This is a genomic window from Glaesserella australis, from assembly GCF_003260095.1.
GTDB classification, from domain to species: Bacteria; Pseudomonadota; Gammaproteobacteria; order Enterobacterales; family Pasteurellaceae; genus Glaesserella; species Glaesserella australis.
On sequence record NZ_PTPX01000013.1, the window covers coordinates 1 to 26,610 of the forward strand.

22 protein-coding genes are annotated in these 26,610 nt (G+C 39.3%); 2 read left to right on the plus strand and 20 right to left on the minus strand.

All coding sequences use genetic code 11. From position 1 onward, the window contains the following. Nucleotides 1-127 precede the first annotated feature (127 nt). On the minus strand, nucleotides 128-1,171 hold the full coding sequence (locus tag C5N92_RS05855; protein WP_111749923.1) for an extracellular solute-binding protein: 1,044 nt from the start codon (nucleotides 1,169-1,171) through the stop codon (nucleotides 128-130). A gap of 243 nt (nucleotides 1,172-1,414) precedes the next feature. Beyond that, nucleotides 1,415-2,464, minus strand: a complete 1,050-nt coding sequence (ansB, locus tag C5N92_RS05860) for an L-asparaginase 2 (protein ID WP_111749924.1) — start codon at nucleotides 2,462-2,464, stop codon at nucleotides 1,415-1,417. A 613-nt stretch (nucleotides 2,465-3,077) separates the two neighbouring features. Here ansB and C5N92_RS11465 point away from each other — a divergent pair. Continuing rightward, complete coding sequence (locus C5N92_RS11465; RefSeq protein ID WP_425454606.1) at nucleotides 3,078-3,212, plus strand: IS1/IS1595 family N-terminal zinc-binding domain-containing protein; 135 nt, start codon at nucleotides 3,078-3,080, stop codon at nucleotides 3,210-3,212. 164 nt (nucleotides 3,213-3,376) lie between these two features. On the opposite strand, the gene C5N92_RS11470 is transcribed toward C5N92_RS11465, so the two are convergent. The 6 genes from C5N92_RS11470 to C5N92_RS05895 form a co-directional block, all read right to left on the minus strand. Next, a complete protein-coding gene (locus C5N92_RS11470; RefSeq protein WP_425454607.1) occupies nucleotides 3,377-3,772 on the minus strand; it encodes a transposase-like zinc-binding domain-containing protein in 396 nt (131 codons plus the stop codon). A gap of 321 nt (nucleotides 3,773-4,093) precedes the next feature. After that, the gene (locus C5N92_RS05875; RefSeq protein WP_111749925.1) at nucleotides 4,094-4,903 is read right to left on the minus strand and encodes a hypothetical protein; all 810 of its coding nucleotides are present in this window, start codon (nucleotides 4,901-4,903) and stop codon (nucleotides 4,094-4,096) included. Nucleotides 4,904-4,920: 17 nt separating this feature from the next. Further along, nucleotides 4,921-6,036: an antiviral reverse transcriptase Drt3b gene (gene drt3b / locus C5N92_RS05880; RefSeq protein WP_111749926.1), complete on the minus strand. Its 1,116-nt coding sequence runs from the start codon at nucleotides 6,034-6,036 to the stop codon at nucleotides 4,921-4,923. Continuing rightward, entirely contained in the window at nucleotides 6,029-7,267 is a 1,239-nt protein-coding gene (drt3a, locus tag C5N92_RS05885) for an antiviral reverse transcriptase Drt3a (protein WP_111749927.1), read from the minus strand. Before drt3a ends, drt3b begins: the two co-directional genes overlap by 8 nt. A 137-nt stretch (nucleotides 7,268-7,404) precedes the next feature. Beyond that, the gene (purL, locus tag C5N92_RS05890) at nucleotides 7,405-11,301 is read right to left on the minus strand and encodes a phosphoribosylformylglycinamidine synthase (protein WP_111749928.1); all 3,897 of its coding nucleotides are present in this window, start codon (nucleotides 11,299-11,301) and stop codon (nucleotides 7,405-7,407) included. A 194-nt stretch (nucleotides 11,302-11,495) separates the two neighbouring features. After that, a complete protein-coding gene (locus C5N92_RS05895) occupies nucleotides 11,496-13,562 on the minus strand; it encodes a TonB-dependent receptor domain-containing protein (RefSeq protein ID WP_111749929.1) in 2,067 nt (688 codons plus the stop codon). 287 nt (nucleotides 13,563-13,849) lie between these two features. On the opposite strand from C5N92_RS05895, the gene C5N92_RS05900 reads away from it, so the two are divergent. Next, a complete protein-coding gene (locus C5N92_RS05900; protein ID WP_111749930.1) occupies nucleotides 13,850-14,491 on the plus strand; it encodes a YagU family protein in 642 nt (213 codons plus the stop codon). A 138-nt stretch (nucleotides 14,492-14,629) separates the two neighbouring features. Here the strand turns inward: C5N92_RS05900 and C5N92_RS05905 are convergent, their stop codons facing one another. The 12 genes from C5N92_RS05905 to C5N92_RS05960 all read right to left on the minus strand — a co-directional run bounded on the left by C5N92_RS05905 (nucleotide 14,630) and on the right by C5N92_RS05960 (nucleotide 26,585). Next, nucleotides 14,630-15,466, minus strand: coding sequence for a PTS mannose transporter subunit IID (locus C5N92_RS05905; protein ID WP_005825073.1), 837 nt, complete (start codon nucleotides 15,464-15,466; stop codon nucleotides 14,630-14,632). Nucleotides 15,467-15,478: 12 nt separating this feature from the next. Further along, nucleotides 15,479-16,282, minus strand: a complete 804-nt coding sequence (locus C5N92_RS05910) for a PTS mannose/fructose/sorbose transporter subunit IIC (RefSeq protein WP_111749931.1) — start codon at nucleotides 16,280-16,282, stop codon at nucleotides 15,479-15,481. Between the two features lie 10 nt (nucleotides 16,283-16,292). Further along, the gene (manX, locus tag C5N92_RS05915; RefSeq protein WP_111749932.1) at nucleotides 16,293-17,270 is read right to left on the minus strand and encodes a PTS mannose transporter subunit IIAB; all 978 of its coding nucleotides are present in this window, start codon (nucleotides 17,268-17,270) and stop codon (nucleotides 16,293-16,295) included. Nucleotides 17,271-17,546: 276 nt separating this feature from the next. After that, nucleotides 17,547-18,371, minus strand: coding sequence for a bifunctional DNA-formamidopyrimidine glycosylase/DNA-(apurinic or apyrimidinic site) lyase (gene mutM, locus C5N92_RS05920; RefSeq protein ID WP_111749933.1), 825 nt, complete (start codon nucleotides 18,369-18,371; stop codon nucleotides 17,547-17,549). Between the two features lie 82 nt (nucleotides 18,372-18,453). Then, a complete protein-coding gene (gene brnQ / locus C5N92_RS05925; protein ID WP_111749934.1) occupies nucleotides 18,454-19,746 on the minus strand; it encodes a branched-chain amino acid transport system II carrier protein in 1,293 nt (430 codons plus the stop codon). A 104-nt stretch (nucleotides 19,747-19,850) separates the two neighbouring features. Continuing rightward, nucleotides 19,851-20,576, minus strand: coding sequence for a 3-oxoacyl-ACP reductase FabG (gene fabG, locus C5N92_RS05930; RefSeq protein ID WP_111749935.1), 726 nt, complete (start codon nucleotides 20,574-20,576; stop codon nucleotides 19,851-19,853). A 115-nt stretch (nucleotides 20,577-20,691) separates the two neighbouring features. Continuing rightward, a complete protein-coding gene (gene fabD, locus C5N92_RS05935) occupies nucleotides 20,692-21,627 on the minus strand; it encodes an ACP S-malonyltransferase (RefSeq protein WP_111749936.1) in 936 nt (311 codons plus the stop codon). 47 nt (nucleotides 21,628-21,674) lie between these two features. Next, nucleotides 21,675-22,298, minus strand: coding sequence for a LysE family translocator (locus C5N92_RS05940; protein WP_111749937.1), 624 nt, complete (start codon nucleotides 22,296-22,298; stop codon nucleotides 21,675-21,677). Nucleotides 22,299-22,429: 131 nt separating this feature from the next. Continuing rightward, entirely contained in the window at nucleotides 22,430-23,176 is a 747-nt protein-coding gene (locus C5N92_RS05945) for an epoxyqueuosine reductase QueH (protein ID WP_111750084.1), read from the minus strand. Nucleotides 23,177-23,291: 115 nt separating this feature from the next. Next, on the minus strand, nucleotides 23,292-24,275 hold the full coding sequence (ispB, locus tag C5N92_RS05950) for an octaprenyl diphosphate synthase (protein WP_111749938.1): 984 nt from the start codon (nucleotides 24,273-24,275) through the stop codon (nucleotides 23,292-23,294). Between the two features lie 165 nt (nucleotides 24,276-24,440). After that, the gene (locus tag C5N92_RS05955) at nucleotides 24,441-25,712 is read right to left on the minus strand and encodes an HlyC/CorC family transporter (protein ID WP_111749939.1); all 1,272 of its coding nucleotides are present in this window, start codon (nucleotides 25,710-25,712) and stop codon (nucleotides 24,441-24,443) included. A gap of 93 nt (nucleotides 25,713-25,805) precedes the next feature. Further along, the gene (locus tag C5N92_RS05960) at nucleotides 25,806-26,585 is read right to left on the minus strand and encodes a cytochrome C assembly family protein (protein WP_111749940.1); all 780 of its coding nucleotides are present in this window, start codon (nucleotides 26,583-26,585) and stop codon (nucleotides 25,806-25,808) included. Nucleotides 26,586-26,610: the final 25 nt, after the last annotated feature.

The following is a 26,610-nucleotide window of genomic DNA, read 5'->3' on the forward strand; positions in this document are numbered from 1 at the left end:
AAAAATAAACATTAGCAACAATTTTGTCCACATGGCATAGTTTTTGACGGTTCAGCAACAATTTTGTCTACTATGCCAATTAAAAGATAAAGGCATAAATATTACATTTATGCCTTTTAACAAACCCTTACTTCGCAGTTTTTAGCTCTTGATAATATTTCTCGTAAAGCTCAATCGCATCACCTACATCTACTTGCCACGGACTTTTCTCAATCACTTCAGGACGAATAAATACCGCAGGATCATCCACAAGATCTTTTGGCAGCTGTGCTAATGCCACTTTATTTGCCGTTGGATAACCAATCGCTTCAGTAAGTTTCGCTGCAACTGGCGCAGACAGCATATAGTTAATCAGCTTATATGCGCCTTCCGGATTTTGAGATGTAGCAGGAATTGCAAGGTTGTCTATCCAAAGTGGCGTTCCCTCTTTTGGATAAACCATATTAATTTTAGCTCCCTCTTTTTTCGCAATACGCACCGATCCGTTCCAAAGTGTACCCACTTCAACTTCACCTGAAATAAACGAACTTGACGGATTATCAGAGTTAAATGCCAACACATTTGGACGTAACTTCAACAGTTCCTCATACGCCACTTTTAAAATCGCAGGATCTTGCGTATTCGGATCTTGTCCCATTTTGAGCAATGCTATGTTAAAGGCCTCACGTGGATCGTCTAACAGCTGTAATTTGTCTTTAAACTCGGGCTTCCACAAATCCGCCCAAGATTGAAAATTGGCAGGATCTTGTGTTTCCGTATTGTATGCAATCCCCGTTGCACCAAAGAGTTGTGGTACAGAGTATTTATTGCCTTTATCAAAAGGACGATCAAGCATTTGCGGATCTAGCTCGCTTAACACAGGCAATTTACTGTGATCCAACTCTTTCAACATGCCTTCCCTTGCCATTTTTGAGACAAAATAGCTTGTTGGAGCAATCACATCATAACTTTGGTTGTTACCCATTGTTTTCAGCTTCGCATACATTGTCTCATTCGACTCAAGGCTAGAAACGATCACCTTAATCCCTGTTTGCTTAGTAAAATCATCAAGCAAGCCTTCTGGCACATACTCAGACCAAGTATAGAGATAAACTGTATCGTCTTTTGCCACTGCTTGATGGCTCGCCACCGCACACGCTACCGCAGATAAAACCGCAGCCCATTTTTTCATATTGTGCTCTCCAAATGTAAAGAGAAATCGTCCTTTTATATCGGCGAATACCGCATAAAAACTTACCCTTTCAGGCGATGCGGATTGTAGGCTAATTAGGGGCGATTGCAAGAAAATTTAATGAAAAATGAGCAAATAACAAGCGGTGAGATTTGGGGAAAATTTGCAAAAAGGCATAAGGTGATGCGAGAATAAATTCTTGCATCACCGAAATAATTAGGGAACTATAACCATATACAATTATTAAAAATCTTCAAAATATTGCTGAATATGTGTTGGATTCGTCGTTTGCGTCAATGCTAATTGTAGCAATACACGAGCCTTTTGCGGATTCAATGTTCCTGAAGCAATAAAGCCATATTTACTATCATCAATTTCTGCATCACGTGTTGTATAACCTGTTGGTACACGAGATGAACGTACAATAGCAACACCTTGTTTTGCTGCTTGTTCTAATAAAGCAAGGTTAGCTGCATTCATATTACCATTACCAACTCCCGCTACAACAATACCTTGATAGCCTGCATCAAGTAAGGCTTGAAGTGGCTCAACAGGCATATTTGAATAAGCATATATAATCCCTACTTTTGGTAGTTCACTTAAACTATCAACTTTAAATGGTGTATTTAGTGTGTGTTTACTTTCTGGAGAACGCTCATAATCAACCTTACTATTATGAATGTAGCCTAATGCCCCAAAATTAGGTGAAGTAAATGTTTGAACCGCCGTTGTACTTGTTTTTGTTACATCTCTTGCCCCTAGAACACTGCCATTCATTGCAACAAGTACACCTCTTCCAGCAGATGCTTTACTTGTAGCAACAACTACTGCATTGTATAGATTAAGTGGACCATCTGCACTTTTCTCTGTTGCTGGACGCATTGCGCCTACCAAAACTACAGGTTTCTCACATTTTACAGTCATATCTAAGAAGTAAGCAGTTTCTTCCATCGTATCAGTTCCATGAGTAATCACAAAACCATCAGTTTCTTTACATTGGGCATTAATCGCTTTAGCTAATTTTAACCAAACTTCATCGCTCATATCTTGTGAACCAATCTTGACAACTTGATCACCTTTAATTTTTGCCAAGTTATTCATCTCCGGCACAGCTTCAATTAAAGTTTGAATCGTTAATTGCCCAGCTTGATAAGCTGAATTTACCGCACTTTTACCACTGCCAGCAATTGTGCCACCAGTTGCTAAAATAGTAATATTAGGTAAATCAGTAGCATAACTTGTTGAAATACCTAGACTTAATAACGATAGTACTGCTAAATTTTTCAATTTCATAGAATCTCCTTAGGAAAGTTAATAAAGCATAGCTTTATTATCTCTTATAACAAAATAAGAAGATAAGAGACTAAAATGAAATCTTTTGATCTAACTCAGAGAAATAAAAAATTGATCAGCATTATGTATCGGTTACATAAAACAGTGTAGGGGCAAAATACCCCTACAAACTCTTTCGAACTCTAGCAAAAGCACATAATACTGCCATTTTTAATAGTTATTCATATCCAAAAGATATACAAACCTTAATTTAACTCAATGACCTGTACACCACATTCTTGAGTAGATAGTGATGGAATAACTTCATAATCTTTTCCTGCTACAGCTTTAAAGATAATTACATCTTTGAGATTATTCGTTCCACATTTTCCATAGCTGATAGTTGTTTTTCCAGAATAAGCATCTTTAAAGATATGTGGTGGTGTATTTATATTATTCTTAACAGCAATTTCTACATTTGTTGGGATAATAAACTCTTTATAAAATGAGCCTGAACCAATATTATTAAAAATTTCAGGATTGCTACTAATATTGGCATATAGGACAAAATAGTTGCTGAAAAGTTGGTTAAAGCCTTATAGTACAAGAATTTAACCCGATTTTTGAAATATGAATAAAAAACTGTCCTTTTTGCCATAAATTCACGATTAAGAAAAATGCTCATCAAAATAACGTTCAGCGTTACAAATGTCTTCAATGTAATAAAACATTTACCCTTAAATCTAAATTAAATCCTATTCAAATTTGATTATCCTGAAGGAAAACGAACACACTAACAGCCTGCAGATAAATATCTAAACCTTATTATAGATACCACTTTTTTCACCGCGATTTTGGTGTAATGGTATTTATTGATAGCACTTCAACAAAAGTGGTCTATCACCAAATCGTGAAAACAGAAAAAGATATTTACTACAAGAAAGCACTTAATCGCCTAAGAGAAAAAGCGAGCTTGTAATAAACATCTTTTTCAGAACTAACAAAGTAATAACAAATGACATTATCTGTTTTTGAGTCCATCATCACTAAAATACCAAAATAACGCCCCAAAAAGCTCGTATCCATAATGATATTCAGGTATCGATTTTCAGGCAGTTTTAAAAGCGTTTTAGGAGCTTTATCAATATAACGTTGAATTGTTCTCACCGAACACTGATATTTTATTGAAAGTTGTTGATAGGTTTGTTTTCCAGAAGTGTAATCAGTCCAAATTTTTATTGGATCTAATTTATTTTTGAAGGTAAATGTTTTATTGCATTGATGGCAAAAATAACGCTGGAGATTATTTACTTTACCATGTTTCTTTATTCTTGCACTTTGGCAAAATGGGCAGTTTTTTTATTCATATTTCAAAAAGTAGGCTTAAAGCCTTGTACTATAAGGCTTTAAGCTACTTTTTAGCAACAATTTTGTCTATTATGCTAATAAAAAAGGCACATAGATATATGTCTATGTGCCTTCAGTGTATTTTACACTAAGTGTGTGATAGCTATATAGTATAACTATCTCAATAACATCATACAGTAGAACAGCTATAGCAAATTATTCTATAGTATGAATATATGAACTATAAATAGAAAACTTGTTACCAAGTTTAAGTAGTGTAAAATACCTCGTAAGTATATCATGTTAGTATACTTTTCTCAACTCTCTTTTTAACAAAAGGTTGTGTAAATTTATCTCTCTCCAATTAGTAAAAAAGAAATTTTTATCAATAAAATCAAAAAATTCATTTAGACTGTTATTATCGGATTGACTTAATTGTAACATAGTATCATTACCCGCAATAATTCTATTATAAATTCTTCTCCTATCATCTCTATTTACATAAGGGCAAAAAATAAAGTCTAGAAATAAATGTGTTTTTTCTGAATCCTTTAATATAGACTCTTTATCCTTAAAGCTTTCTATTATTCTCTCAATAACTGATGATTTCAATTCTGTATAAGATTCTTTATTTTCACAATATCTTAATAAAGATATATAGCCAAAGTAATTAATTTCTTTTTTATCTACAAAGTTTTTTTTAATAAATTCTGAAGAGTATTGTAACTCATTAGAAATAACTTTTGTTGACAGTAATAGATTTAACACTTCAACGCTACACTCTTTGTTTTTACTCATATCTTCTATACATAATGTAACAAGATCTATATAATGTAATTCTAATTCATAGCTAAACTCACATAAGTTTTTCTTAAAAAAATAAACTAACATTATAATATTTGAAGATATAGAATATGAATTATTTGCGCTAGGTTGAATTGAATAATAATAAAATATTATCTCCAACAACAACATTAATATATCTTTGATACTACCTTTATTTTCTGGTAGGATTCTATTGTCGTAAACATCTATAATCTTTCTAATTCTTTTAGATAACACTGCTACTATAAAAGCATTCATTTCATCAAAAGACACCTTATTTGTGTCCATTGATACTTTTATTTTATTTATAAAATTTCTAAAAACCGCATGATAATCAAATATTTTTTTAAGACCGCTATTTTTTTATAATCATCAAAAAACATAGACATTAGGTCATTAATTATATTTTTTATTTCAATAATTGATTTTGTTTTGTTTGTAATAAATGGCCTAACATAATCATTTACTTTTGATTTATTTACATGAAGATTATAATCTGATAATTTATTTACAATTGTAAGATAAATTTTATCTTCATTAATACCGTTGTGAAAAATATAATAATCATCAACATATCTCTTAAATACATAATCTTTTCCATAAATTATGTTTTCAGTAGATAGATCATTTATAATATTATTGTCAATCTTTTGCAGGATTATTTCTGCAAATATTCTACTTATTTCTTGTCCTATAGGTATTCCATGCGTTTCATTATGGTTTCCATCTCGAATAAGACTATCAAATTCATCTCCAAATGAAGAGTTTTTTCCCTTTAAATTAGCTTTTATTGTTTCTTTATTTTTTACTGCCCAAGAAATGCTATGTGTATATATATTTTCAAAGCATTTAGAAATATCAACTACTTTTAAGCACTTATATTTTTTCTCTAGATCAATAAATAATTTAGAATCAAAGAACTTGTATAATCGATCAAATCCCCCATAAGAAAAATAGGATGGGGCATGTATGGTATATAATTCATTTAATGTAGTTGAAATTACGCCATCCTTATATTTATATAAATCCTTAAAATTTGGAAAATACTGGCAATAATATTTAGAAGCAATTTTCTTAGGGAAACGTATAGAAGCCTTACTTTTAGAACAATAATATAAAATAAGGTTATCGAAATTTTCATATATCATGGCTAATTTTAATTGAGATGCTGGATGAATTAAAGACAGTGTTCTAAATTCATTATTCTTTTTATATATTTTATATTTGAACGGCTTAGATGGTTTGTTTAGTGAACAGAAAACATCGATCATTTTCTTATGTCTTTCTGGTAATCTGTCTTTATTCTTAAATAACCTATAAAATCCTTCATTAGAGAAAATAATAGGAGTTTCAAATGGAATAGTCTCAGTTAAAACTATTCTGTGATAATCTAAGTGGTTTATTAGTATATATTTACTCATATTTCCAACATCTCTGTATCTTAATTATTTTTAATGGTGAGAATGAAAAAAATACATTGTTATTATAAAATCTTTTGAATGATACATGTGTTATTTTTTTCTTTAGTTTTGCAGACAAATTATTTTTTATTAAAACACTTAACCTAGACTTACCTGAATATAATAAAAATAACATAAACTTATCTAGCTCATCAAGAGCAGAATCATTTGTTAATAATGGATAGCTATACCTTATGCCATTTATTCTTCTTTTCAAAGTTTTTTTATCTCTTATATATTTATTTGATGCTAAAAACCTAAGTCTATCGATTAATAATTCTTCATTCCTATCTCTTAAATATTCTAATAAGCATCTAGATATTCTACCTTTTATCTTATTTATCTTTTTAGATGACATTGTAACCTCTAACTTATAATACTCCTTTTTACTTTTAAATGTATTGCCAACATCTGTAAGATTAGTAGATTTATGAATGCTGTATCCTAGATAATCAAAAGTAAAATCACTAGTACTCTCACTTATAAATTTTTTCTTTTCATTGAATATTAACCCGTCATATAATTTTTCTTGAAGCTTATTTAGTAAATGATTATCATCCACTTCTTTGTTGGAAACAATAATAATATCATCAACGAATCTAGAATAATAAAAAATATTACTATTGTTTTTTACATAGTTATCAAAGTCACTCATAAAAATATTTGCTATAGTTCCACTAAAACTAACACCTCTAGGTAATGAAACAGATATCACTGGATAATCTTCTTGCACTTTTTTATTGCATGTATTTAATGTGAATAAAATAAAATTTTTACTAAATGTAGATAGTTCTTTTAAATTATGTATATCATACATTAATTTTTCTTTATCAAAACTTTCATAAAAACTAGCAATGTCTAGCTTAAATAACTTATATGGAAAACTTTCTCTAAGAACAGATAATAAACTTTTTATGATTTCATTTCTAGAAGGCGTTCTACTTTCATATAATTTCAATAAATCACCTGTTATTTTTCTGTACAAAATATTAAACGAAAGATCATGTGAATAAAAAACAACTTTTTTATTCATTAACGTTATATAGAAGTTATCCTCTACTTTTCCATAAAGATTCTTAATCGCAGTTTCTATGATAATTTTTTTCTTATCTGATTGGCCATTAAATGAAGAAATTTCTATAGGATAAAAGAATCTACTTAATGTATGATGATTATAATCTTGATATCTCATAATATAATTTTTACTATAGTCCGCTTATATTTCAGATCATATTCCATTTTGGAATCTTGTTCATTAGATTTTTAACATACAAGGTAATATTATAAAAGGCAAAATTTGATAATCTCCTTTTCTTTATCTACGTCTAATTATTTAAGTGTTACTCTCGCATTCCTAAACAATCTCATCCAAGCCCCGTCTTCGCTCCAATCTTCTGGATACCAAGAGTTGCTCACGGCACGGAACACACGTTCTGGGTGTGGCATCATAATGGCGACTCGTCCGTCTAGGTTTGAGATTGCGGTAATGCCATTTACTGAGCCGTTCGGGTTGGCTGGGTAGACTTCCGTTGGGTTGCCGTTGTTGTCGATGTATTGAGCGATCACCAAGTTCTGTTTTTGCAAATTTTCAAGCTGATCTGACCGCTTGAACTCTACCTGTCCTTCGCCGTGAGATACTGCAATCGGCATATGGCTGCCTGCCATTCCGCTGAACCAAAGTGAGTTGGTGTCGTTGATTTTCACCAAGCCAACACGGGCTTCAAAACGTTCAGATTTGTTACGCACGAAGCGTGGCCAGTTTTCGGTGCCGGGGATAATTTCCGCCAAGTTTGAGACCATTTGGCAACCGTTGCACACGCCTAACGCCAATGTGTTTGGATTCGCGAAGAATTGGCTGAATTGATCACGCAACATTGGGTTGAACAAGATTGATTTCGCCCAGCCGCCGCCTGCACCTAACACATCACCGTAAGAGAAACCGCCACACGCCACTAAAGCGTTGAAGTCGGCAAGGTTGCGTCTGCCTGCCATTAAGTCGCTCATATGCACGTCAATGGCGTTGAAGCCTGCACGGTCGAAAGCCGCCGCCATTTCATAGTGGCTGTTTACGCCCTGTTCACGCAAGATCGCAATGGTCGGTTTCACGCCTTTGTTGATAAATGGTGCCGCGATGTCTTCGTTTACATCGTAAGTTAAAAATGCGGATAAGCCTTTGTTATTTGGGTCTTTTTTGGTTTCAAATTCTTGGTCGGCACACTCTGGGTTATCACGTAAACGTTGCATTTGGTGGGTGAGTTCTGCCCAAATACCACGCAATTCAGAGCGTTTTTCGCTGAGTAATTTGCGAGTGCCACTAGTGATTTCAAACAAGTCGCCTTCCGTTGCCGAGCCAATATCTTTGGTAATGTGGAGCAAGTTGTGGGCTTTCAACACATCACGCACGGCGTTCAAGTCGCTTTCTTTGATTTGGATAACCACACCAAGTTCTTCATTGAATAACACCGCTAAATCGTTGTCGCCCAATGCTGTAATGTGAGCCGATACGCCACAGTTACCTGCGAACGCCATTTCCGCAAGGGTGGTGATTAAACCGCCGTCTGAACGGTCGTGGTAGGCAAGTAATTTCTCTTCTGCAACAAGGGCTTGCATTGCGTTGAAGAAGTTTTTCAAGGTTTCCACGTTCACCACGTCCGCCGGTTTATCGCCAAGCTGTTTATAGACTTGAGCCAACGCTGTTGCCCCTAAGCGATTTTTGCCTTCGCCTAAATCCAACAATAACAAGCGAGTTGCCCCTTTGTCGGTGCGTAATTGTGGTGTCACGGTTTTACGCACATCTTCCACACGGGCGAATGCTGAAATCACTAGCGAAAGCGGTGCGGTCACGGCTTTTTGTTCACCGTTCTCTTCCCAGGTGGTACGCATTGACATCGAGTCCTTACCCACAGGAATGGTAATGCCGAGCGTTGGGCAAAGCTCTTCGCCCACGGCTTTCACGGCTTCATATAAGCCTGCATCTTCGCCAGCGTGTCCTGCCGCCGACATCCAGTTTGCCGAGAGTTTGATGCGTTTAATGTCGCCAATGTTTGTTGCGGCGATGTTAGTAATACTTTCTGCCACGGCTAAGCGAGCGGAAGCCCCGAAGTCGAGCAACGCCACTGGTGCACGTTCGCCCATTGACATCGCTTCGCCGTGATAGCTGTCAAGTGAAGCGGTAGTAACCGCACAATCCGCCACAGGAATTTGCCACGGGCCGACCATTTGATCACGAGCTACCATCGCCGTCACCGAGCGGTCGCCAATGGTAATTAAGAAGGTTTTTTCTGCCACCACAGGCAAGCGTAACACACGGTGGAACGCTTCTTTTAATTGAATGTTCTCTTGTACAAGCGGTGGGTTTTGCACGGTTTTTGACGAAACTTGACGGTGCATTTTCGGGGTTTTGCCGAGTAACACATTCATCGGTAAATCAATCGGATTATTGCCGAAATGGTCGTCAGCCAAGGTTAAATGTTTCTCTTCAGTCGCTTCGCCGATGACCGCATAGGGCGCTCGCTCACGTTTGCAAAGCGCTTCAAACAACGGCAATTTATCCGCTGCCACCGCTAACACATAACGCTCTTGCGATTCGTTACACCAGATTTCGAGTGGCGACATTCCTTTTTCATCGCATAAAATTTTGCGTAAATCAAACTGACCGCCACGGTTGCCATCGTGGACTAATTCTGGCATTGCGTTCGACAAACCGCCCGCCCCGACATCGTGAATAAATAAAATCGGGTTCTCATCGCCCAGCTGCCAGCAGCGGTCGATCACTTCTTGGCAACGGCGTTCCATTTCAGGATTTTCACGTTGTACTGACGCAAAGTCTAAATCTTCTTTTGATTTACCTGAAGCCATTGACGAAGCCGCACCGCCGCCCAAGCCGATGTTCATCGCAGGGCCACCCAGCACGATTAACTTCGCTCCTACTGGAATTTCGCCTTTTTGCACGTGTTCAGCACGAATGTTGCCGATACCGCCAGCGAGCATAATCGGCTTGTGGTAACCACGCACTTCTTCTCCGCCAGAACTGTTTACTTTTTCTTCATAGGTACGGAAATAGCCGAGCAACGCAGGGCGACCAAATTCATTGTTAAACGCCGCGCCGCCGAGTGGGCCTTCGATCATAATATCCAACGCCGAAGCGATACGATTTGGCTTAGAAAGCGGATTTTCCCACGGCTGTTCAAAGTTTGGGATCACCAAGTTCGATACCGAAAAGCCTGTTAAACCAGCTTTCGGTTTGGCTCCACGCCCTGTCGCCCCTTCATCACGGATCTCACCGCCCGAACCTGTCGCTGCCCCTGGGAACGGCGAAATGGCGGTCGGGTGGTTGTGGGTTTCGACCTTCATTAAAATATGGGCGTCTTCTTGATGATAGCGATACTGCCCATCTTGATCAGGGAAGAAACGCCCCACCGTTGAGCCTTCCATTACCGCCGCATTGTCTTTATAGGCAGACAGCACATAGTCAGGGGTTTTCTCAAAGGTATTTTTGATCATCTTAAACAGCGATTTTTCCTGTTTTTCGCCGTCAATTGTCCAATCCGCATTGAAAATTTTATGGCGGCAATGCTCCGAGTTCGCTTGTGCGAACATATACAGCTCAATGTCGTGCGGATTGCGGTTTAACGCCGTAAAATTCTCAACCAAATAATCAATTTCATCTTCCGCCAACGCCAAACCTAATTCTACGTTCGCCACTTCCAACGCCTTGCGACCGCCGTTTAAAATATCAACGGTGGTAAACGGCTTCGGCTCGTGTTGAGCAAACAGCTGGCTCGCTTGGCTTTCATCGGTTAAAACCGTTTCTAACATACGGTCGTGCAACAAGCCTTTGAGTGTCGTGAGCTGTTCTTCATTTAACGCCTGTTCAAACTCAAAATAGTAGGCTAAGCCACGCTCGATACGGTTCACCGCATCTAAACCACAGTTGTGAGCAATATCCGTTGCCTTGGACGACCAAGACGAAATCGTGCCAACACGGGGCGTAACAATCAAACAGAAGCCCACAGGCTCGTGTTCCGCAAGGGTTGGTCCGTAATGCAACAGCTCTTGAATTTTTTGGGTTTCATCGGCAACAAGCGGTCGGTTTAGCTCCACAAAATGCAAATATTCGGCATAGACTGATTTTACAGGTAGTTGATTTTGCTGGAATTTTTGCTGAAGTTGGTTTAAACGAAAGTCAGATAAGGCAGGTGAGCCACGAAAGGTTTGTACGTTCATTGAGCAGTTCCGTTAAGTAGAAAAAGAAAGTTGGCGAGATTATAACGGATTACGCAAACGTTTGCTATATATTGTGTACCAGCTTCCCTTCCCCCGTAAACGGGGGAAGGGAATCAAATGGGGATTAATTTAACGCACAAAAAAATAACGCCCGAAAATCGAGCGTTATTGATAGGTGAACATTAGTGAAATGATTAGAACGTGTAATTTACCGCTACACGATATTCACGACCAGTACCTGGTAATTCGCTACGTTGCCAGTGAGGAATGTAGTTTTTGTTACCGATGTTATTGATCGCAAAGTTTACGTTCATTTTATCTGTGCCAAATGGTTTCCAGTTTGCGGTTAAGTCAGTTACACCATAGCCAGATTTACCTTTGGTTGCAGCTTGTACGGTTGCATTGCTTAAGAAGAAGTTATCTTTCGCATCTAAACCTTCAACTTGGCGATGATGTACAGCAATTTCTAGGTTCGGTTTTTCAAAGCGATAACCTAAAGTACCAGTCCAAGTTCTACCTGTCGCTGCTGCATATTCAGGGTTTGCACTTAATTTTTCGCCATAGAAACGTGGTTTGCTATACGCTACGCCTAGACGACCAAAGAAACCATTATAATTAACAAAGGCTGCTAATTCATAACCGCTATTTTTGATTTTACCTGCGTTGATGATGTCAGATGCACATTGAAGGTTTGTACCATCACATAAGTGGTTGTTACGACCTGTTGAAGTACCTAATGCATCTTTGATATTTTGCCAGAAGTAGCTACCCTCAAAGCCCCAAATACCGTTATCATAGTTGAAGCCAATTTCGGTATTACGTGCTTTTTCTGCTTTAGTTCCATTTGCAATAGATACTACACCACGAGCACCATGAGCCATTAACGCATCATGCATACGTGGGCTACGGGTTGCGTAGTTGTGGCTAGCACTTAATGTAAGGTGTTCAACTGGTTGATAAACTAAGCCCACACTTGGGTTTACTGCACCATCGCTAACTTTTTTTCCGTCCATTGCTTTAAATTGGAAGTGATCGTAACGTAAACCTGTGGTTAAAATTACATCTTTGATGGCAGTAATTGCTTCTGCATAAACGCCAACATCACGTTTTTCTTGGTTTACCACGCCTGCACGGAAGAATTTGTTTGGTTTTACTTCTTGATTACGATAGTTCACACCGTATTTCAATAACACGTTTTCATGTAATTCTGAGTCGAAGTTAATGTTTGCACCGATGGTTTCTACTTTTGTTTTGGTAGAACCTTGGTTTGATTTACCGCCAGCATAGCCATTACCTGAATCATCCGCAGACCAACGACCATGTACTAAGTGATAAACGTTAGCAGTTGCTTCTTTCGCAAAGCCTAACTCTTTACCTGTCCATTCTAAGTTAGTGTTGGTTACAGTCATTTTACGTTCTGCTGGAGCTTGGCGAGCAGAAGTTAAACGACTACCTGGAGAATTATCTACGGTAAATTCTTCACGAACGGTACGATCGCCTTTATATTGCTCTTTCATATGGCTTAATACAAAACGATGGTTTCCTACGTTTGCTCCAACTTTGAATAAATAGCTTAATTTATCTAATGCACTATAAGGCACACGAGTTGAGCCATCTAAACCGTTTTTATAATGTTTACCGCCTTTATAATCGTCTTCATTCACACCATTTACCGCTGCGACAAAGTCGAATGTGTCATTTTTGCCGAAAGTAGATAAGCCATAGTTATAACCATCATTGCTGTTATAGCCTGCGTTTACTTTCGCACCAAAATTTTTATGGCTACTGTTTTTTAATAAATCATCGGCATCTAACGTTTTCGCTACAATCGCACCATTGGTTTGACCGATACCTGCAGAGGCACTACCAGCCCCTTTTTGTACAGAAACTACTTTCACTAACGCAGGATCTAACATATGGCGACCTTGGTGGTAGTGAATTTGGCTGTCTGAATAGGCGTTATCCACTTTCACGTCAATTGAGTTTTGTCCCATACCACGAATGTATAGGTATTGAGAAGTTCCGTTGCCACCTCCCATACCAATTGCCGGTTCGTCTTTAAGTAAGCCACGTAAATCCGTTTCAACACTCTCATCTTTTTTCTGTGTTGTCACAATATTACTTTTAACTTTTAAACCTTGATGGTCTGTTACATTAATAGTATCAAGAGCCATTGTCTCATTATTTTCTGCAAATGCTGAACCTACATACAATGCACCTAATACCATAGCGGATACAGGGAGTAGTTTGAATTTTTTCATATGTCTTTTCTTCCTTAGATAAATACTTCTCACACATATTTATTATTGAAAACAATTCTCAACAAGAAACATTTAAAATGTTTACACATTAAAAATAAATTGTCAATCATTCTCATTATTATTTTTTATTGTAAGATTCTTGTAAATCTTACCCCTTGTTATTCGCTTGGTTTGATATACATCAATTAATGAGTTATTTTTCACTCAAAATCAATAAAGTTTTTGTAGAATGGAATTGTCTTGATAATTATTTCAAGCAATAAATTAATTTCAATCGGAGAGCAACTATGAGCTTATTTCAACAAACAGATCCATCTCGCCGCCGTTTTGGTGTTGCGGTATTCGTTGGTATCGTTGCAGGTATCATCTCTGCATTCGTAAAATGGGGTGCAGAGCACCCATTCCCACCACGTAGTCCAATTGATTTATTCACGGCTGCGTGTCCACAACCTGTGTTAGATGCATTAAATTCTGGTGCATTAGCAATGAATGGCGCATTAGAACAATGTTCACGTGCGGTACTAAACCCACCTGCGGTATTCTTACGCGACTACATTGGTATCGACCCTTATCAAACTGTTGCATTTATGTTTGCAGATCATCCATTTAACTCAATTGGTGTAACCCATATGATTTTCTCATTAGTGTTCGCCATTGGTTACTGTATCGTGGCTGAAATCTTCCCGAAAATTAAATTCTGGCAAGGTATCGGTGCGGGTATTATCGCAAACATTTGTGTTCACTACATCACATTCCCAGCGTTAGGTTTAACACCACCTGTTGCAGAATGGCCATTATATGAACATATTTCTGAATTAGTTGGTCATATATTCTGGTTCTGGACAATCGAAGTAATCCGTCGTGATTTACGTAACCGTATTACTCAACAGCCAGACCCTGAAGTTCCATTAAATCAGCCACTTCGTTAATAAACAAAAAACGCAATCTTATGATTGCGTTTTTTTATAACTATACATGACTCTGAACTAAATCGAGCAACTCTTAAAAATATAGAAAAAGGCCTTGAATATAAAATTACATCCAAGGCCTTTTATTTATCTATTTTATTATGCAAGGATACCTGTCCAAGCACCAAAGATACCAATCACGAAGAAGCCGATGATAATCCAAAGTGCATTCACACGGTTACGCAATAACCACATACAAGCAAAGGTTAAGAGTAACGGTAATAAACCTGGCATTAAGCTATCTAAGATAGATTGTACCGTGGTGATTTCGGTTGTGCCGTCTTGTTTTTGAATGGTAGAAACCACAAGCGGAACGTTAATGCTCGTCCATTTCTGAACTAAAGCCCCCATAATGAACAAGCCAAGGATTGACGCACCTTCGGTTAATTTTTGTAATAAACCGCCGCTCATATCTTGCACTACGTTCAAGCCTTTTTTGTAGCCATAAACCACGCCGTAGTAACGGGTTGCTAAACGCACAAGGTTAAACAACACAAAGAAAAGCAATGGACCTAATAAGCTGCCAGTCAAAGCCACACCAGCCCCTAATGCAGCGAATACGGGACGTGCTGTCCCCCAATAAATTGGGTCGCCCACGCCGGCTAATGGTCCCATTAAGCCGACTTTGATCCCGTTGATTGCGGCATCATCAATCGGTTTACCGTTAGCACGCTCTTCTTCCATCGCAATGGTTACACCTAAAACCGGTGCGGCAACGAATGGTTGGGTGTTGAAGAACTCAAGGTGGCGTTTGATGGCGTCTTTACGTTCTTGTGAATTTGGATCTGGGTATAAGCGTTTGATCACAGGGACCATTGAATAAGCAAAACCTAATGCCTGCATACGCTCGAAGTTCCAAGAACCTTGGAAGAGATTAGAACGGCGTACCACCGCATTTAAATCGCTCTGTGTTACTTTTTTGATTTCAGTTGTCATAGTCGTACTTCCTTAGTCTAATCTGTTGTCAAGGTCGTTGTTTGATTGGTTTACTACTTGCACCACTTGTTTACTTTGGTTGTATTTCGGGTGAAGCTGGATATAAACGATAGCAATGATGGTACCTAATACCCCTAATGCAACAAGGTTGAAGTCGGTAAATGCAGCAATCACAAAACCCGCATAGAAGAATGGCATTAAGTGACCTGCACGCATCATATTGATAACCATTGCATAACCCACGACAGCAATAAAGCCCCCTGCAATTTTAAGACCCGTGGTCACTACTAGTGGAATAGCCGCTAATAATGATTGAACGGTATCTGTACCTGCGGTCATCGCCACGATTAAAGCAGGAATGGCAATACGCATTGCTTGGAGTAATAACGCAGAACGGTGGATCCAATCTAGTTTGTTTAAATCCCCTGTTTCAACGGCTTTGTCTGCTGCGTGTTGGAAACCGACGGTAATTGCACGCACTACATAAGTTAAAACCTGACCTGCTGCTGCAAGTGGAATCGCTAAAGCAATTGCAGTTGGAATATCTTGACCGCCGACAATCACTAAAATGGTTGAAACCACAGAAGCGAGTGCTGCATCAGGTGCAAGTGCCGCACCGATATTCATCCAGCCTAAAGCTAATAATTCTAATGAACCGCCAACAATAATCCCCGTTTTCATATCGCCTAACACGATACCAACTAAGGTACAAGCGATTAACGGACGGTGAGTTTGCCATTCATCAAGGATCGATCCCATCCCTGAAATACAGGCGACAAGAAAGACTAATACGATTTGTAAAGTAGAAATTTCCATAATAATTTCCTTAGATTAAGTTATTTTTCTTGAGTAAATCCATCATATATTGACGGCTATCATTTGATACTTTACGCACATCAAGCTCAATGCCTTTTGCATCAAGGGCTTTAAAGGCTTCAATATCTTTATCATCTACCGCCACCGCACTGGTGATCATTTTCTTACCATCACGATATGCCATACCGCCGATATTGATTGATTTAAACTCAACGCCTGCTTCCATTAAACGCACAACATCCGTTGGATTCGTGAACAATAACATCATACGTTCATTCGCATATTCAGGGTTGTTGTAAACGCGGATCATCTTATCCACAGGCACAACGTGTGCCGTTACCCCTGGTGGTGCAACGCTTTTCAGCATGGTTGAGCGGACAGAATCTTTTGCCACATCATCGTTTACCACCACGATTCGTGTTACTCGGCTCTCTTTCGTCCAACGAGTTGCCACTTGACCGTGAATTAAGCGGTCGTCAATACGAGCAAGACCAATCACCAAGTTACCTTCTTGATTAACCTGAGCGACTTGTGGTTGAGCAGGTGCTTGAGCAGCTGGTGCAGGCTGTGCTGGAGCGTCTTCTTTTTCCTGATAGCGTAAAGCACGCACACCTAAACGACCCGTTTCAAGTGCGACTTCCACTAGCTCTTCTAACGAAGGGCCATCATCACGAGCCATAAAGGTTTCAACTAACATTGGCACGTTCACGCCCGTAACAATGTCCATATTCTCTTTGCCTTCAGACACACGGTTTGCCGCATTAAACGGACTACCGCCCCAAGTATCGACAAGAAATAGCACTTGATCGCAATGGGCGAGTTCGTTCGCTAATTTCTCTTGATATTTACCCATAATCGTTTCGGCATTTTCGCCTGGCACAAAGTCGATGGTTGCCACATCGCTTTGCTCACCGATCAACATCTCAGTGGTTTTGAGAAGTTGCTCAGCGGCGACACCGTGGGTAGCTATGATAATAGCAATACTCATTGGTTTCTCCTTAATGTGAGGAATTTATAAAATTGGATAAATTTATTATCAATAAACATCATTTCGGAGTGAATTCTAAGGAAAGGGGATATTAGGGCAACATAATTTACACAAAAACGTGATCTACATCTCATTTTATGTCTCTATATGCTCTAATTTTCATCTTATTTTTTTATTTTTATAAAATAATTAACTATACAATAACAACACTGCTACTTTTTCTTACTTTACTCTAGGTTCGGTTCAAAGAAATTTAGAACAATACCCTGAGAAGCATCATCTCGGCAATCTCTGACATTTAGGACAAAAATAACTATTTCGTTGCCCAATTACCTTTGCTTCAATAATCGTGCCACAGTCATTACATTCTTCACCCTTACGTCCATAAACTTGTAATACTTGAGCAAAATAGCCAGGTTTTCCATCTGGTTGAATAAAATCTTTCAGAGTCGTTCCGCCTTGAATAATCGCTTTAGTTAGAACATCCTTGATCACATTCACTAATCGCTCACACTGTTGGCGAGTCAAATTCTGTGCAGCAAGTTCAGGGTGGATACCCGCCATAAAAAGGGACTCACAAGCATAAATATTGCCAACGCCGACAACAATTGCATTGTTCATGATGAAGTTTTTAACCGCTACTGTTTTCTTGCGACTTTTTTCAAATAAGTGACCGCTTGTAAAAGCATCTGAAAGTGGCTCTGGGCCTAAGTTCATCAGTAATGTGGAATTTTCTGCCTTATCGGTCCAAAGCCAAGCGCCAAATTTGCGAGGATCGTTATAGCGTAGAATGACGCCATTTTCAGTGACTAAATCAACATGATCATGCTTGCCTGCCAAACTTTTATCATCTACGGACAAAATCCCTAAGGACCCCGACATACCAAGATGAACCAAAATATCGCCCTTATCTGTACGTAGAATCAGATACTTAGCACGACGCACAATTTCTTGGATTCTTGCTCCTTGCATTTCAGAAAGCTCTGGGCTTATCTCCCAACGTAATTTGGGTTGGCGAACAATAATTTGTTTAATGGTCTGCCCCACTAAATAAGGCGAAACGCCTCTCACGCTGGTTTCAACTTCAGGTAATTCTGGCATAAAGACTCCTATAAAAAATCCGTGGATATGATCCACGGATATATACAAATCGGGCATTCATGCCCAATATCACGTTATTTAATTAATTTGAGCGAGACAGTTTCGAACCAAAATACCCAGCTAAACAACCTATGAAGGCAAATAATAGCCATTCCATTGAATATTCTTTAAGCGGGAGATTGTTTGTAAATTCTACGCCTGCTACAGATAAGATAGCAATAACTGTAGCAAAAATAATCGCTAGACGCTGTGCTAATGCAGGTAATGGGAAAAATAAATTCACTAACAAGACCAATAATGTCGTCATCGAAATTGGGAATAGCACAAGAAGAACTGGGATAGATTTACTAATTACCGCATTCAAACCTTGATTTGCTAAGCCGAAACCAATTAAAGTAAAGATAACTGCATACACTTTGTAAGAGACCTTTGGAAAAATGCTATTAAAGTAAGACGATGTAGCTACAATCAAACCAATTGCCGTAGTTAAACAAGCTAAGGTAACAATAACGCCCAATAATGTACGACCTAACTCACCAAAAGCTTGTGTTGCCGTATCATTTAAAATAAAGACTCCAAGATTTTGCCCCTTCGAATTTACCATAGAGACTGTTTCTGCAGAAAGTGGAATCTTATAACCGATCCAACCAATTGAAATATAGATAACAGCAAGTGAAATAGCCGCAATCAAACTTGCATAAATCGTCTGTTTAATCAGTTCTTGTTTTGTTGCCCCTACTGTTTTAGCTTTAATCGCATTAATTACTAATACTGAAAACGCAAAAGCGGCTAAAGCATCCATTGTTTGATAGCCATCTAATAATCCTGTAGCAAGTGGCATATCAAGGCTTTTTGATTCAGTAGTCTCAACCCCTGAAAAAAGCATTACTGCACGAATCACTAATGCAATAATGGTAATTAATAATGCAGGCGTTAAAATTGCACCAATGCGATCTACCATTTTTGTTGGATTTAAACTCAACCATAATGCTAAACCAAAATAAATCGTTGTAAAAATAAATAAAGAACTTGCACTAGGTTCATCTAAAAAAGGGACAATTGCCATATCATAGGCAGTAGCCCCTGTGCGAGGAATTGCAAAAAATGGACCGATAGTTAAATAGATGGCTGATAATAATAAAATAGAAATAATCGGACTAATATTTTCAAGAGCCTTCTTATAACCACCCTCATAATAAGCGGCGACAATCGTTGTAATCAATGGTAAGCCAACACCTGTTAATGTAAACCCAATAATTGCTGTCCAGAAATCTGCCCCACTATCAAATCCTAATTTAGGTGGGAAAATAAGGTTACCTGCGCCAAAAAAGACGGCAAATAACATAAAGCCAATCACAAAAAGATTTTTGTTCATACGTTATCTCTCCTTCAAAAGACACTATCCAAATAAAAAAATAAAAGAAAAACCGAATCTTACCCTTTGCAAAATTCGGTTAAAAACAGACCGCTTGTAAGCGATTAGCTCATATATAAGCCACCATTCACGTGAATGGTTTCACCGTTAATATAAGCCGCATCATCAGATGCTAAAAACGCTACCGCTTTGGCAATATCCTGAGCAGAGCCAAGTTTGCCCGCTGGGATTTGGCTTAAGATCGCATTTTTTTGATCTTCGGTGAGTTCATCTGTCATATCCGTTGCGATAAAGCCTGGTGCAACCACGTTTACCGTTACACCACGAGAAGCGACTTCTTTCGCCAATGATTTAGAGAAACCAACTAGACCAGCTTTTGCCGCACAGTAGTTTGTTTGCCCTGGATTACCCATTGAGCCAACCACCGAACCGATAGAGATAATACGTCCGCCTTTTTTCATCATCGGACGTAACACTGCTTTAGATAAACGGTAGATTGAAGTTAAGTTGGTTTGAATGATGTCGAACCAATCGTCTTCTTTCATACGCATCAATAAGCCATCACGAGTAATACCTGCGTTATTGACTAAAATATCGATGTCGCCGAACTGTTCTTTGATTTGTGCAAGCACTTGCTCAATTGATTCAGCATCTGCCACGTTTAACACCAAGCCTTTGCCTTTGTCGCCAAGGTATGCCGAAATGGACTCTGCGCCTTTTTCAGAAGTTGCTGTACCAATTACAAACGCCCCTTTTGCCACTAATTCTTCTGCGATTGCTCGCCCAATACCACGGGTTGCTCCCGTCACTAATGCGATTTTGTTTTGCATTGTTTATTCCTTTTGTAAATTTCGTAGGGGTGGGGTTTATCCCCACCCGTTAAAATATCGATATGGTTTCGGGCGGGGATAAATCCCGCCCCTACAATCATTTTTTAATTGATAATTAAAATTCTACCGAATCAAATGACGCCACATCATTCACCGCTTTCGCCGTTAATTCTTTAACGATACGGCTGGTTAAACCCGTTAAAACTTTGTTCGGACCGATTTCAAACAAGGTCGTTACGCCATCTTGTGCCATTTTTTCGACCGTTTCTGTCCAACGCACTGGGCTGTAAAGCTGACGTACCAATGCATCACGGATTTTATCCGCATCAGTCTCAACCGCCACATCCACGTTGTTAATTACTGGAACAAGCGGTGCGTTTAGCTGAATATTTTGCAATGCTGCCGCTAATTTTTCTGCCGCAGGTTTCATTAAGGCACAGTGTGAAGGCACGCTCACCGCTAATGGTAAAGCACGTTTTGCCCCTGCTTCTTTACATAATTCACCTGCACGCTCTGCCGCCGCTTTCGTACCCGCAATCACCACTTGCCCTGGTGAGTTGAAGTTTACTGCTGAAACCACTTCGCCAATTTCGCTCGCTGCTTGTTCGCACGCTTTGATGATCGCTTCATTATCCAAGCCGATAATCGCAAACATCGCACCAGTTCCCGCTGGTACAGCACTTTGCATTGCTTGACCACGCAGTTCCACTAACTTGATCGCATCTTGGAAATCCAACACGCCAGCACAAACCAACGCTGAATATTCGCCCAAGCTATGCCCTGCCATAACCGCCGGTTTCTGCTCTGGGAATTTTTCTTGCCAAATACGGAAAAGGGCCACCGACGCTGCTAACAACGCGGGTTGCGTACGTTCGGTTTTACCCAAATCTTCCGCCGTGCCGTTTTGGACTAAATCCCATAAATCATAGCCAAGCACATCGCTGGCTTGCTTGAATGTTTGTTCTACCACAGGGTAAACCGGTGCAAGATCGGCTAACATTCCAACCGCTTGTGAACCTTGTCCTGGGAAAACCATTGCAAATTTAGACATTTTTATTCCTCTTTTGGATTTGTAAAATAATATAAAAAACTGACCGCTTAACTCGCCACTACTTTAACACCAAGTCCCATCATTACTGCTCCGAGTACTCGGTCAATCCAGTGTCCTGCTTTTTGGAATTGGCGGTTTACAGACGGAATGGAGAGCAAAAAGGCGACTGTTGCAAACCACGCAAACAGTAAGAACATCATCCAACCACCGTAAATGCTTAATTGCCACAACGGCATTTCAGGCGAAAGTACTACGGTAAACACCGACACCAAGTAAACGGGCGCTTTTGGGTTTAACACGTTACATAAAAAGCCTTTCCATAAGGTTTTCCAAAGGCTTTCAGGGGCAACAGTTTCTTGTTTAATTTCAACCACTTCGTTTTTGGCTTTCGCACGTAAACCGTGATAGCCCAAGTAAACCAAATAAGCACCGCCGATAATTTTAATCGCCGTAAGCAGCCACGCCGCATTGGCAATCACCGCCGCCAAACCGAGCACCGAGTACAAAATATGTACGCCGAAACCTAAACCTACACCTAAGGCGCAAATAATCCCTGCCATTCGCCCACGGCTTAAGGTTTGCTGTGAGACAAAGATAAAATCTGGACCGGGGGAAATCGCCGCTAAAATGTGGATCCCTGTAATAATCAGAAAACCGTGCCAAAAGTCCATTATTTATTCCTCGTCTCAATATCAAAATGTAAAAAATTTACGAAAATGCACCGCTTGTAAAACTTGTAGGGTGGGTCTTGACCCACCATAAAAAAATCGCATTCGTTAGTGGTGGGTCAAGACCCACCCTACTAATCAGGCGAATAATACAATTTCCCGATCTCAATCCGCTGGCGACCTGTTTCTAATCGCCATTTATTGCTATCACGCAACGAATAAACACAGCCACAGTACTCTTGCTGATAGAAACGCTCACGTTTGCTGATTTCGATCATACGTTGTGAACCGCCGTTTTTACGCCAGTTATAATCCCAATAAACCACATCGTCATAAGCCGCTGCCGCACGGTGTCCGCAGCTGTTGATTTGGTTCATATCTTTCCAACGGGAAATGCCTAAACAGCTGGTGAAAACAGGGTAACCGTTATCGTGAGCATATTTGGCGGTTTTCTCAAAACGCATATCAAAGCACATTGTGCAACGAATGCCACGCTCTGGCTCCCACTCCATTCCTTCTGCTTTTTTAAACCACTCTTTGCGGTCATTTTCGTAGTCGTCATCAACATCAATAAACGGAATGCCGTGTTTTTCCGCAAAGCGAATGTTCTCTTCTTTGCGTAGCAAATATTCTTTGAGTGGGTGAATGTTTGGGTTGTAGAAGTAGATCGCAAATTCGATCCCTGATGCGTGGATCGCTTCCATCACTTCGCCTGAACAAGGGGCACAGCAAGAGTGTAACAGCAGCTTGTTGTGTCCGTTTGGCAGTTCTAGTTTTTCACGCACAAAAGGGGCGTTTGGGTCTTTTTTCTGATTTTGTGCACGGCGGCGAGCTCGCACGCTTTCAATATGGTCTTTGGGTTGTTGGGTTTGTTCTGTCATTCTTTCCACATAAATAAGTAGGGACGCCACGCTGGCGTCCATCTAATCTAACCTTTACGCAAAAGCGATATTCAACGGACGCCAGCGTGGCGTCCCTACAATATATCTATTTAAATTAATAAGAACGATCCACTGACAAATACGCCAGTGAGATCAACGCTTGTTTATAGTCGCTTTCAGGCAAAATCGCCACCGCATCAACGGCTTTTTGGGCTTCTTGTTTGACTCGTGCCATTGTGTAATCCAACGACTTATGCTCTGCCATAATTGCCAAGATCTCATCTAATGCTTCACGTTTTCCGCCCTGTTCAATCGCTTCACGAATTAACGCCGCTTGTTCGGCATTACCGCTACGCATTGCGTGTAACAGTGGTAAGGTCGGTTTGCCTTCGGCTAAATCATCGCCGATATTTTTACCTAATTGTTCTGCATTAGCACTGTAATCCAAAATATCATCGACTAACTGGAATGCCGTGCCGAGATAACGCCCGTAATCACGCATTGCAAGAACTGTCGCTTGATCCGCCCCTGATACGATTGCTGAACATTGACTTGCCGCTTCAAACAAGCGGGCAGTTTTGCTGTAAATGACCTGCATATAGTTCGCTTCAGTCGTTTCAGGGTCGTTTACATTCATCAACTGCTGAACTTCCCCTTCCGCAATCACGTTGGTTGCATCAGACATTACCTGCAACACATCAAGGGAACGCAAACTTGCCATCATCTGAAAAGCTCGGGTATAAATAAAATCACCGACCAACACGCTTGCTGCATTGCCAAAACGAGCATTTGCCGTTTCACGCCCACGACGCATATCCGACTCGTCCACCACATCATCGTGTAGCAACGTTGCCGTATGGATAAACTCCACAAAAGCGGCACAGGTGATATGCTCTTTGCCTTGATAATTCAAAGCATTTGCCGTTAATACCGCAATCAACGGACGAATGCGTTTACCGCCACCGCTGATAATGTAATGCCCAAGCTGATTAATCAGCACCACTTGAGAGTTGAGTTCATTCAGAATGGCTTGATCAACCGCCTGCATATCGGCTTTAGTTAGCGTTAAAATCTGCTCTAAGGAAAGTTGCGTTGTCATTATCGTTATCTTTTGGTTACAAAATAAGATGAGATTTTACCTTAATGACAAGGTTCTATCAAAACAAAGAATGTAAAATGTGAGCTATTCCGATTAGAAAACGGAAAAATAGAGAAAATTGATGGGATTTTAAAAGATTAGGTGGGCATAAATGCCCAGCCTTTTCTATGATTCATCTTGTTTAATAGGTTCAACTCTCGCTAGTTTGACCATATTATCCGACACTTCTAGTATAGTGACTTTAAGATTCAATAGCGTAAATTCCGTATCTTCATCTGGGATTTTCTCAAGATGTTCCAAAATGAGCCCATTGAATGTACGCACTTCATTAATCGGCAAGTTCCAATCAAAGAGTTTATTTAGGTCTCTTAAATTTGCAGAACCTTCAATTAAAACGGAGCCATCTGACTGTGGTTTCACTTCTTCTTCTAAAGATGGCGCTGTGGAAGTGGTAAATTCACCCACGATTTCTTCCAAAATATCTTCAAGAGTAATTAAACCTTTAATGTCGCCATATTCATCTACAACCAAGCCAATACGCTCTTTGTTATTTTTGAAATTCATCAACTGGGTATTTAATGGTGTACCTTCAGGGATAAAATAAACCTCATCTACCGCACGCACTAATTGTTCTTTGGTAAATTCATTACGTTCAAGCATTAGACGGAACGCTTCTCGAACACGTAGCATACCGAGAATATTTTTATCCATGTTGCCTTTATAAATCACCACACGGTTGTGAGCGGCTCCTGTGAGCTGGCGCATGATCGATTTCCAGTCATCTTCAATATCGATACCGCCAATGTCATTACGGGGAACCATAATGTCATCTACCGTTACTTTTTCCATGTCTAAAATGGACACAAGCATCTCTTGGTGAGCCGTTGGAATAAATTTACCCGCTTCAAGCACGACACTGCGTAGTTCTTCACTACTCAACCCTGATTTTTCTGATTTGCGAATACGGAGTAACTTCATCAAACCATTAATGATTAAGTTCATAAAGAACACCAATGGCATGAGCAGTTTTTGTAATGGCATTAACAGATAACTGACCGTAAAACCCACTTTTTCAGGGTAAAGGGCTGCAATCGTTTTTGGCAAAATTTCAGAGAAAACGAGCATGACAAAGGTCAACAACCCCGTTGCAATCGCAACCCCCGCTTCGCCTGAAAGTTGCATACCAATCATAGTTGCAATAGCTGATGCGGCAATATTAACTAAGTTATTACAGATTAAGATCAAGCTTAGTAACACATCTGTACGAGATAGCAGTTTTTCGGCAAGCTTCGCGCCTTTATGCCCTTTTTCTACAAGGTGGCGCATACGGTAGCGGTTTAATGACATCAGCCCTGTTTCAGAGCTAGAAAAGAAAGCTGAAAGAATCAGAAGAATAGCTAAAGAGATAAATAAACTACTCAGGGGGATACTGTCCAAAATGAAAGTCCTATGTTCGTAAATCACAAGCGGTCAAAAAACACTAAAATTTTGCAAATTTTTAGAAAAATCTGACCGCTATCCAATATGGTATTACACCATTCGGCTGCCAAAATAGGCAAACGAGAGCAACATCATACCTGAAATAGAGTAAATTAGCACCCGATTTCCACGCCAGCGTAATTTCCATTGCCCAAGCAATAAAATGTTATACACAATCCACGCAATAAAAGAGAAAATCGCTTTGTGAATATGTTCAGGGGCAAAGAAGTTATGTAAATAAATCATGCCCGTGACTAAGGCGATAGTAAGTAAGCCTTGTGCCACAAGGGTTAAAGTAAAGAAATGGCGTTCAACGGTCATCAATGGCGGCACAACGGGAGAGAATGCCATTTTTTTGCTTTTGAGATTATTATCTAGCCATTTCAATTGCATGGCATAAAGTAGTGCAATAAAGAATAAACTATAAGAAGTAATCGCAATGCCAAGGTGAAACATTAAACCTAGATTTTCAGAGAGCTGTTTAATAAAACTACCTTCAACAAAAGTAGAAAGTGCGACAGTGACAATCCCAATCGCATAAATGACTGAAAGGGGAAACCAAATCGTTTTCCAGCGAGTTAATGCAAATGTGGCAATACCACTTATGATCACACTAATTAATGATGCCACGTTGGCAATGGTATAATTTTCCCCACCCGTGACCACTAGATGTTGAGAAATACTGATAATATGAAAAATAATCGCAATACACCCAAGCATAAATACTGCCTTGATGTTCGGTTTTTGCTCAGAATCAATATGGGCAAGTGTTGGCATAATCCACAATAATGCACCGAGATAAGCGATGATCGTTAATACCGCAAATAACATATCCATTTCTCTCTAGTTAAGAATA

Bases quoted from the DNA above. Each gene is read 5' to 3' on its own strand.
- drt3b (WP_111749926.1), bottom strand. From the start codon at position 6,036: ATGAGTAAATATATACTAATAAACCACTTAGATTATCACAGAATAGTT.
- ansB (WP_111749924.1), bottom strand. From the start codon at position 2,464: ATGAAATTGAAAAATTTAGCAGTACTATCGTTATTAAGTCTAGGTATT.
- C5N92_RS05910 (WP_111749931.1), bottom strand. From the start codon at position 16,282: ATGGAAATTTCTACTTTACAAATCGTATTAGTCTTTCTTGTCGCCTGT.
- manX (WP_111749932.1), bottom strand. From the start codon at position 17,270: ATGAGTATTGCTATTATCATAGCTACCCACGGTGTCGCCGCTGAGCAA.
- ispB (WP_111749938.1), bottom strand. From the start codon at position 24,275: ATGACAACGCAACTTTCCTTAGAGCAGATTTTAACGCTAACTAAAGCC.
- brnQ (WP_111749934.1), bottom strand. From the start codon at position 19,746: ATGAACAAAAATCTTTTTGTGATTGGCTTTATGTTATTTGCCGTCTTT.
- C5N92_RS05875 (WP_111749925.1), bottom strand. From the start codon at position 4,903: ATGGACACAAATAAGGTGTCTTTTGATGAAATGAATGCTTTTATAGTA.
- C5N92_RS05960 (WP_111749940.1), bottom strand. From the start codon at position 26,585: ATGTTATTTGCGGTATTAACGATCATCGCTTATCTCGGTGCATTATTG.
- C5N92_RS05945 (WP_111750084.1), bottom strand. From the start codon at position 23,176: ATGACAGAACAAACCCAACAACCCAAAGACCATATTGAAAGCGTGCGA.
- purL (WP_111749928.1), bottom strand. From the start codon at position 11,301: ATGAACGTACAAACCTTTCGTGGCTCACCTGCCTTATCTGACTTTCGT.
- fabD (WP_111749936.1), bottom strand. From the start codon at position 21,627: ATGTCTAAATTTGCAATGGTTTTCCCAGGACAAGGTTCACAAGCGGTT.
- C5N92_RS05905 (WP_005825073.1), bottom strand. From the start codon at position 15,466: ATGACAACTGAAATCAAAAAAGTAACACAGAGCGATTTAAATGCGGTG.
- C5N92_RS05855 (WP_111749923.1), bottom strand. From the start codon at position 1,171: ATGAAAAAATGGGCTGCGGTTTTATCTGCGGTAGCGTGTGCGGTGGCG.
- drt3a (WP_111749927.1), bottom strand. From the start codon at position 7,267: ATGAGATATCAAGATTATAATCATCATACATTAAGTAGATTCTTTTAT.
- fabG (WP_111749935.1), bottom strand. From the start codon at position 20,576: ATGCAAAACAAAATCGCATTAGTGACGGGAGCAACCCGTGGTATTGGG.
- C5N92_RS05900 (WP_111749930.1), top strand. From the start codon at position 13,850: ATGAGCTTATTTCAACAAACAGATCCATCTCGCCGCCGTTTTGGTGTT.
- C5N92_RS05895 (WP_111749929.1), bottom strand. From the start codon at position 13,562: ATGAAAAAATTCAAACTACTCCCTGTATCCGCTATGGTATTAGGTGCA.
- C5N92_RS05940 (WP_111749937.1), bottom strand. From the start codon at position 22,298: ATGGACTTTTGGCACGGTTTTCTGATTATTACAGGGATCCACATTTTA.
- mutM (WP_111749933.1), bottom strand. From the start codon at position 18,371: ATGCCAGAATTACCTGAAGTTGAAACCAGCGTGAGAGGCGTTTCGCCT.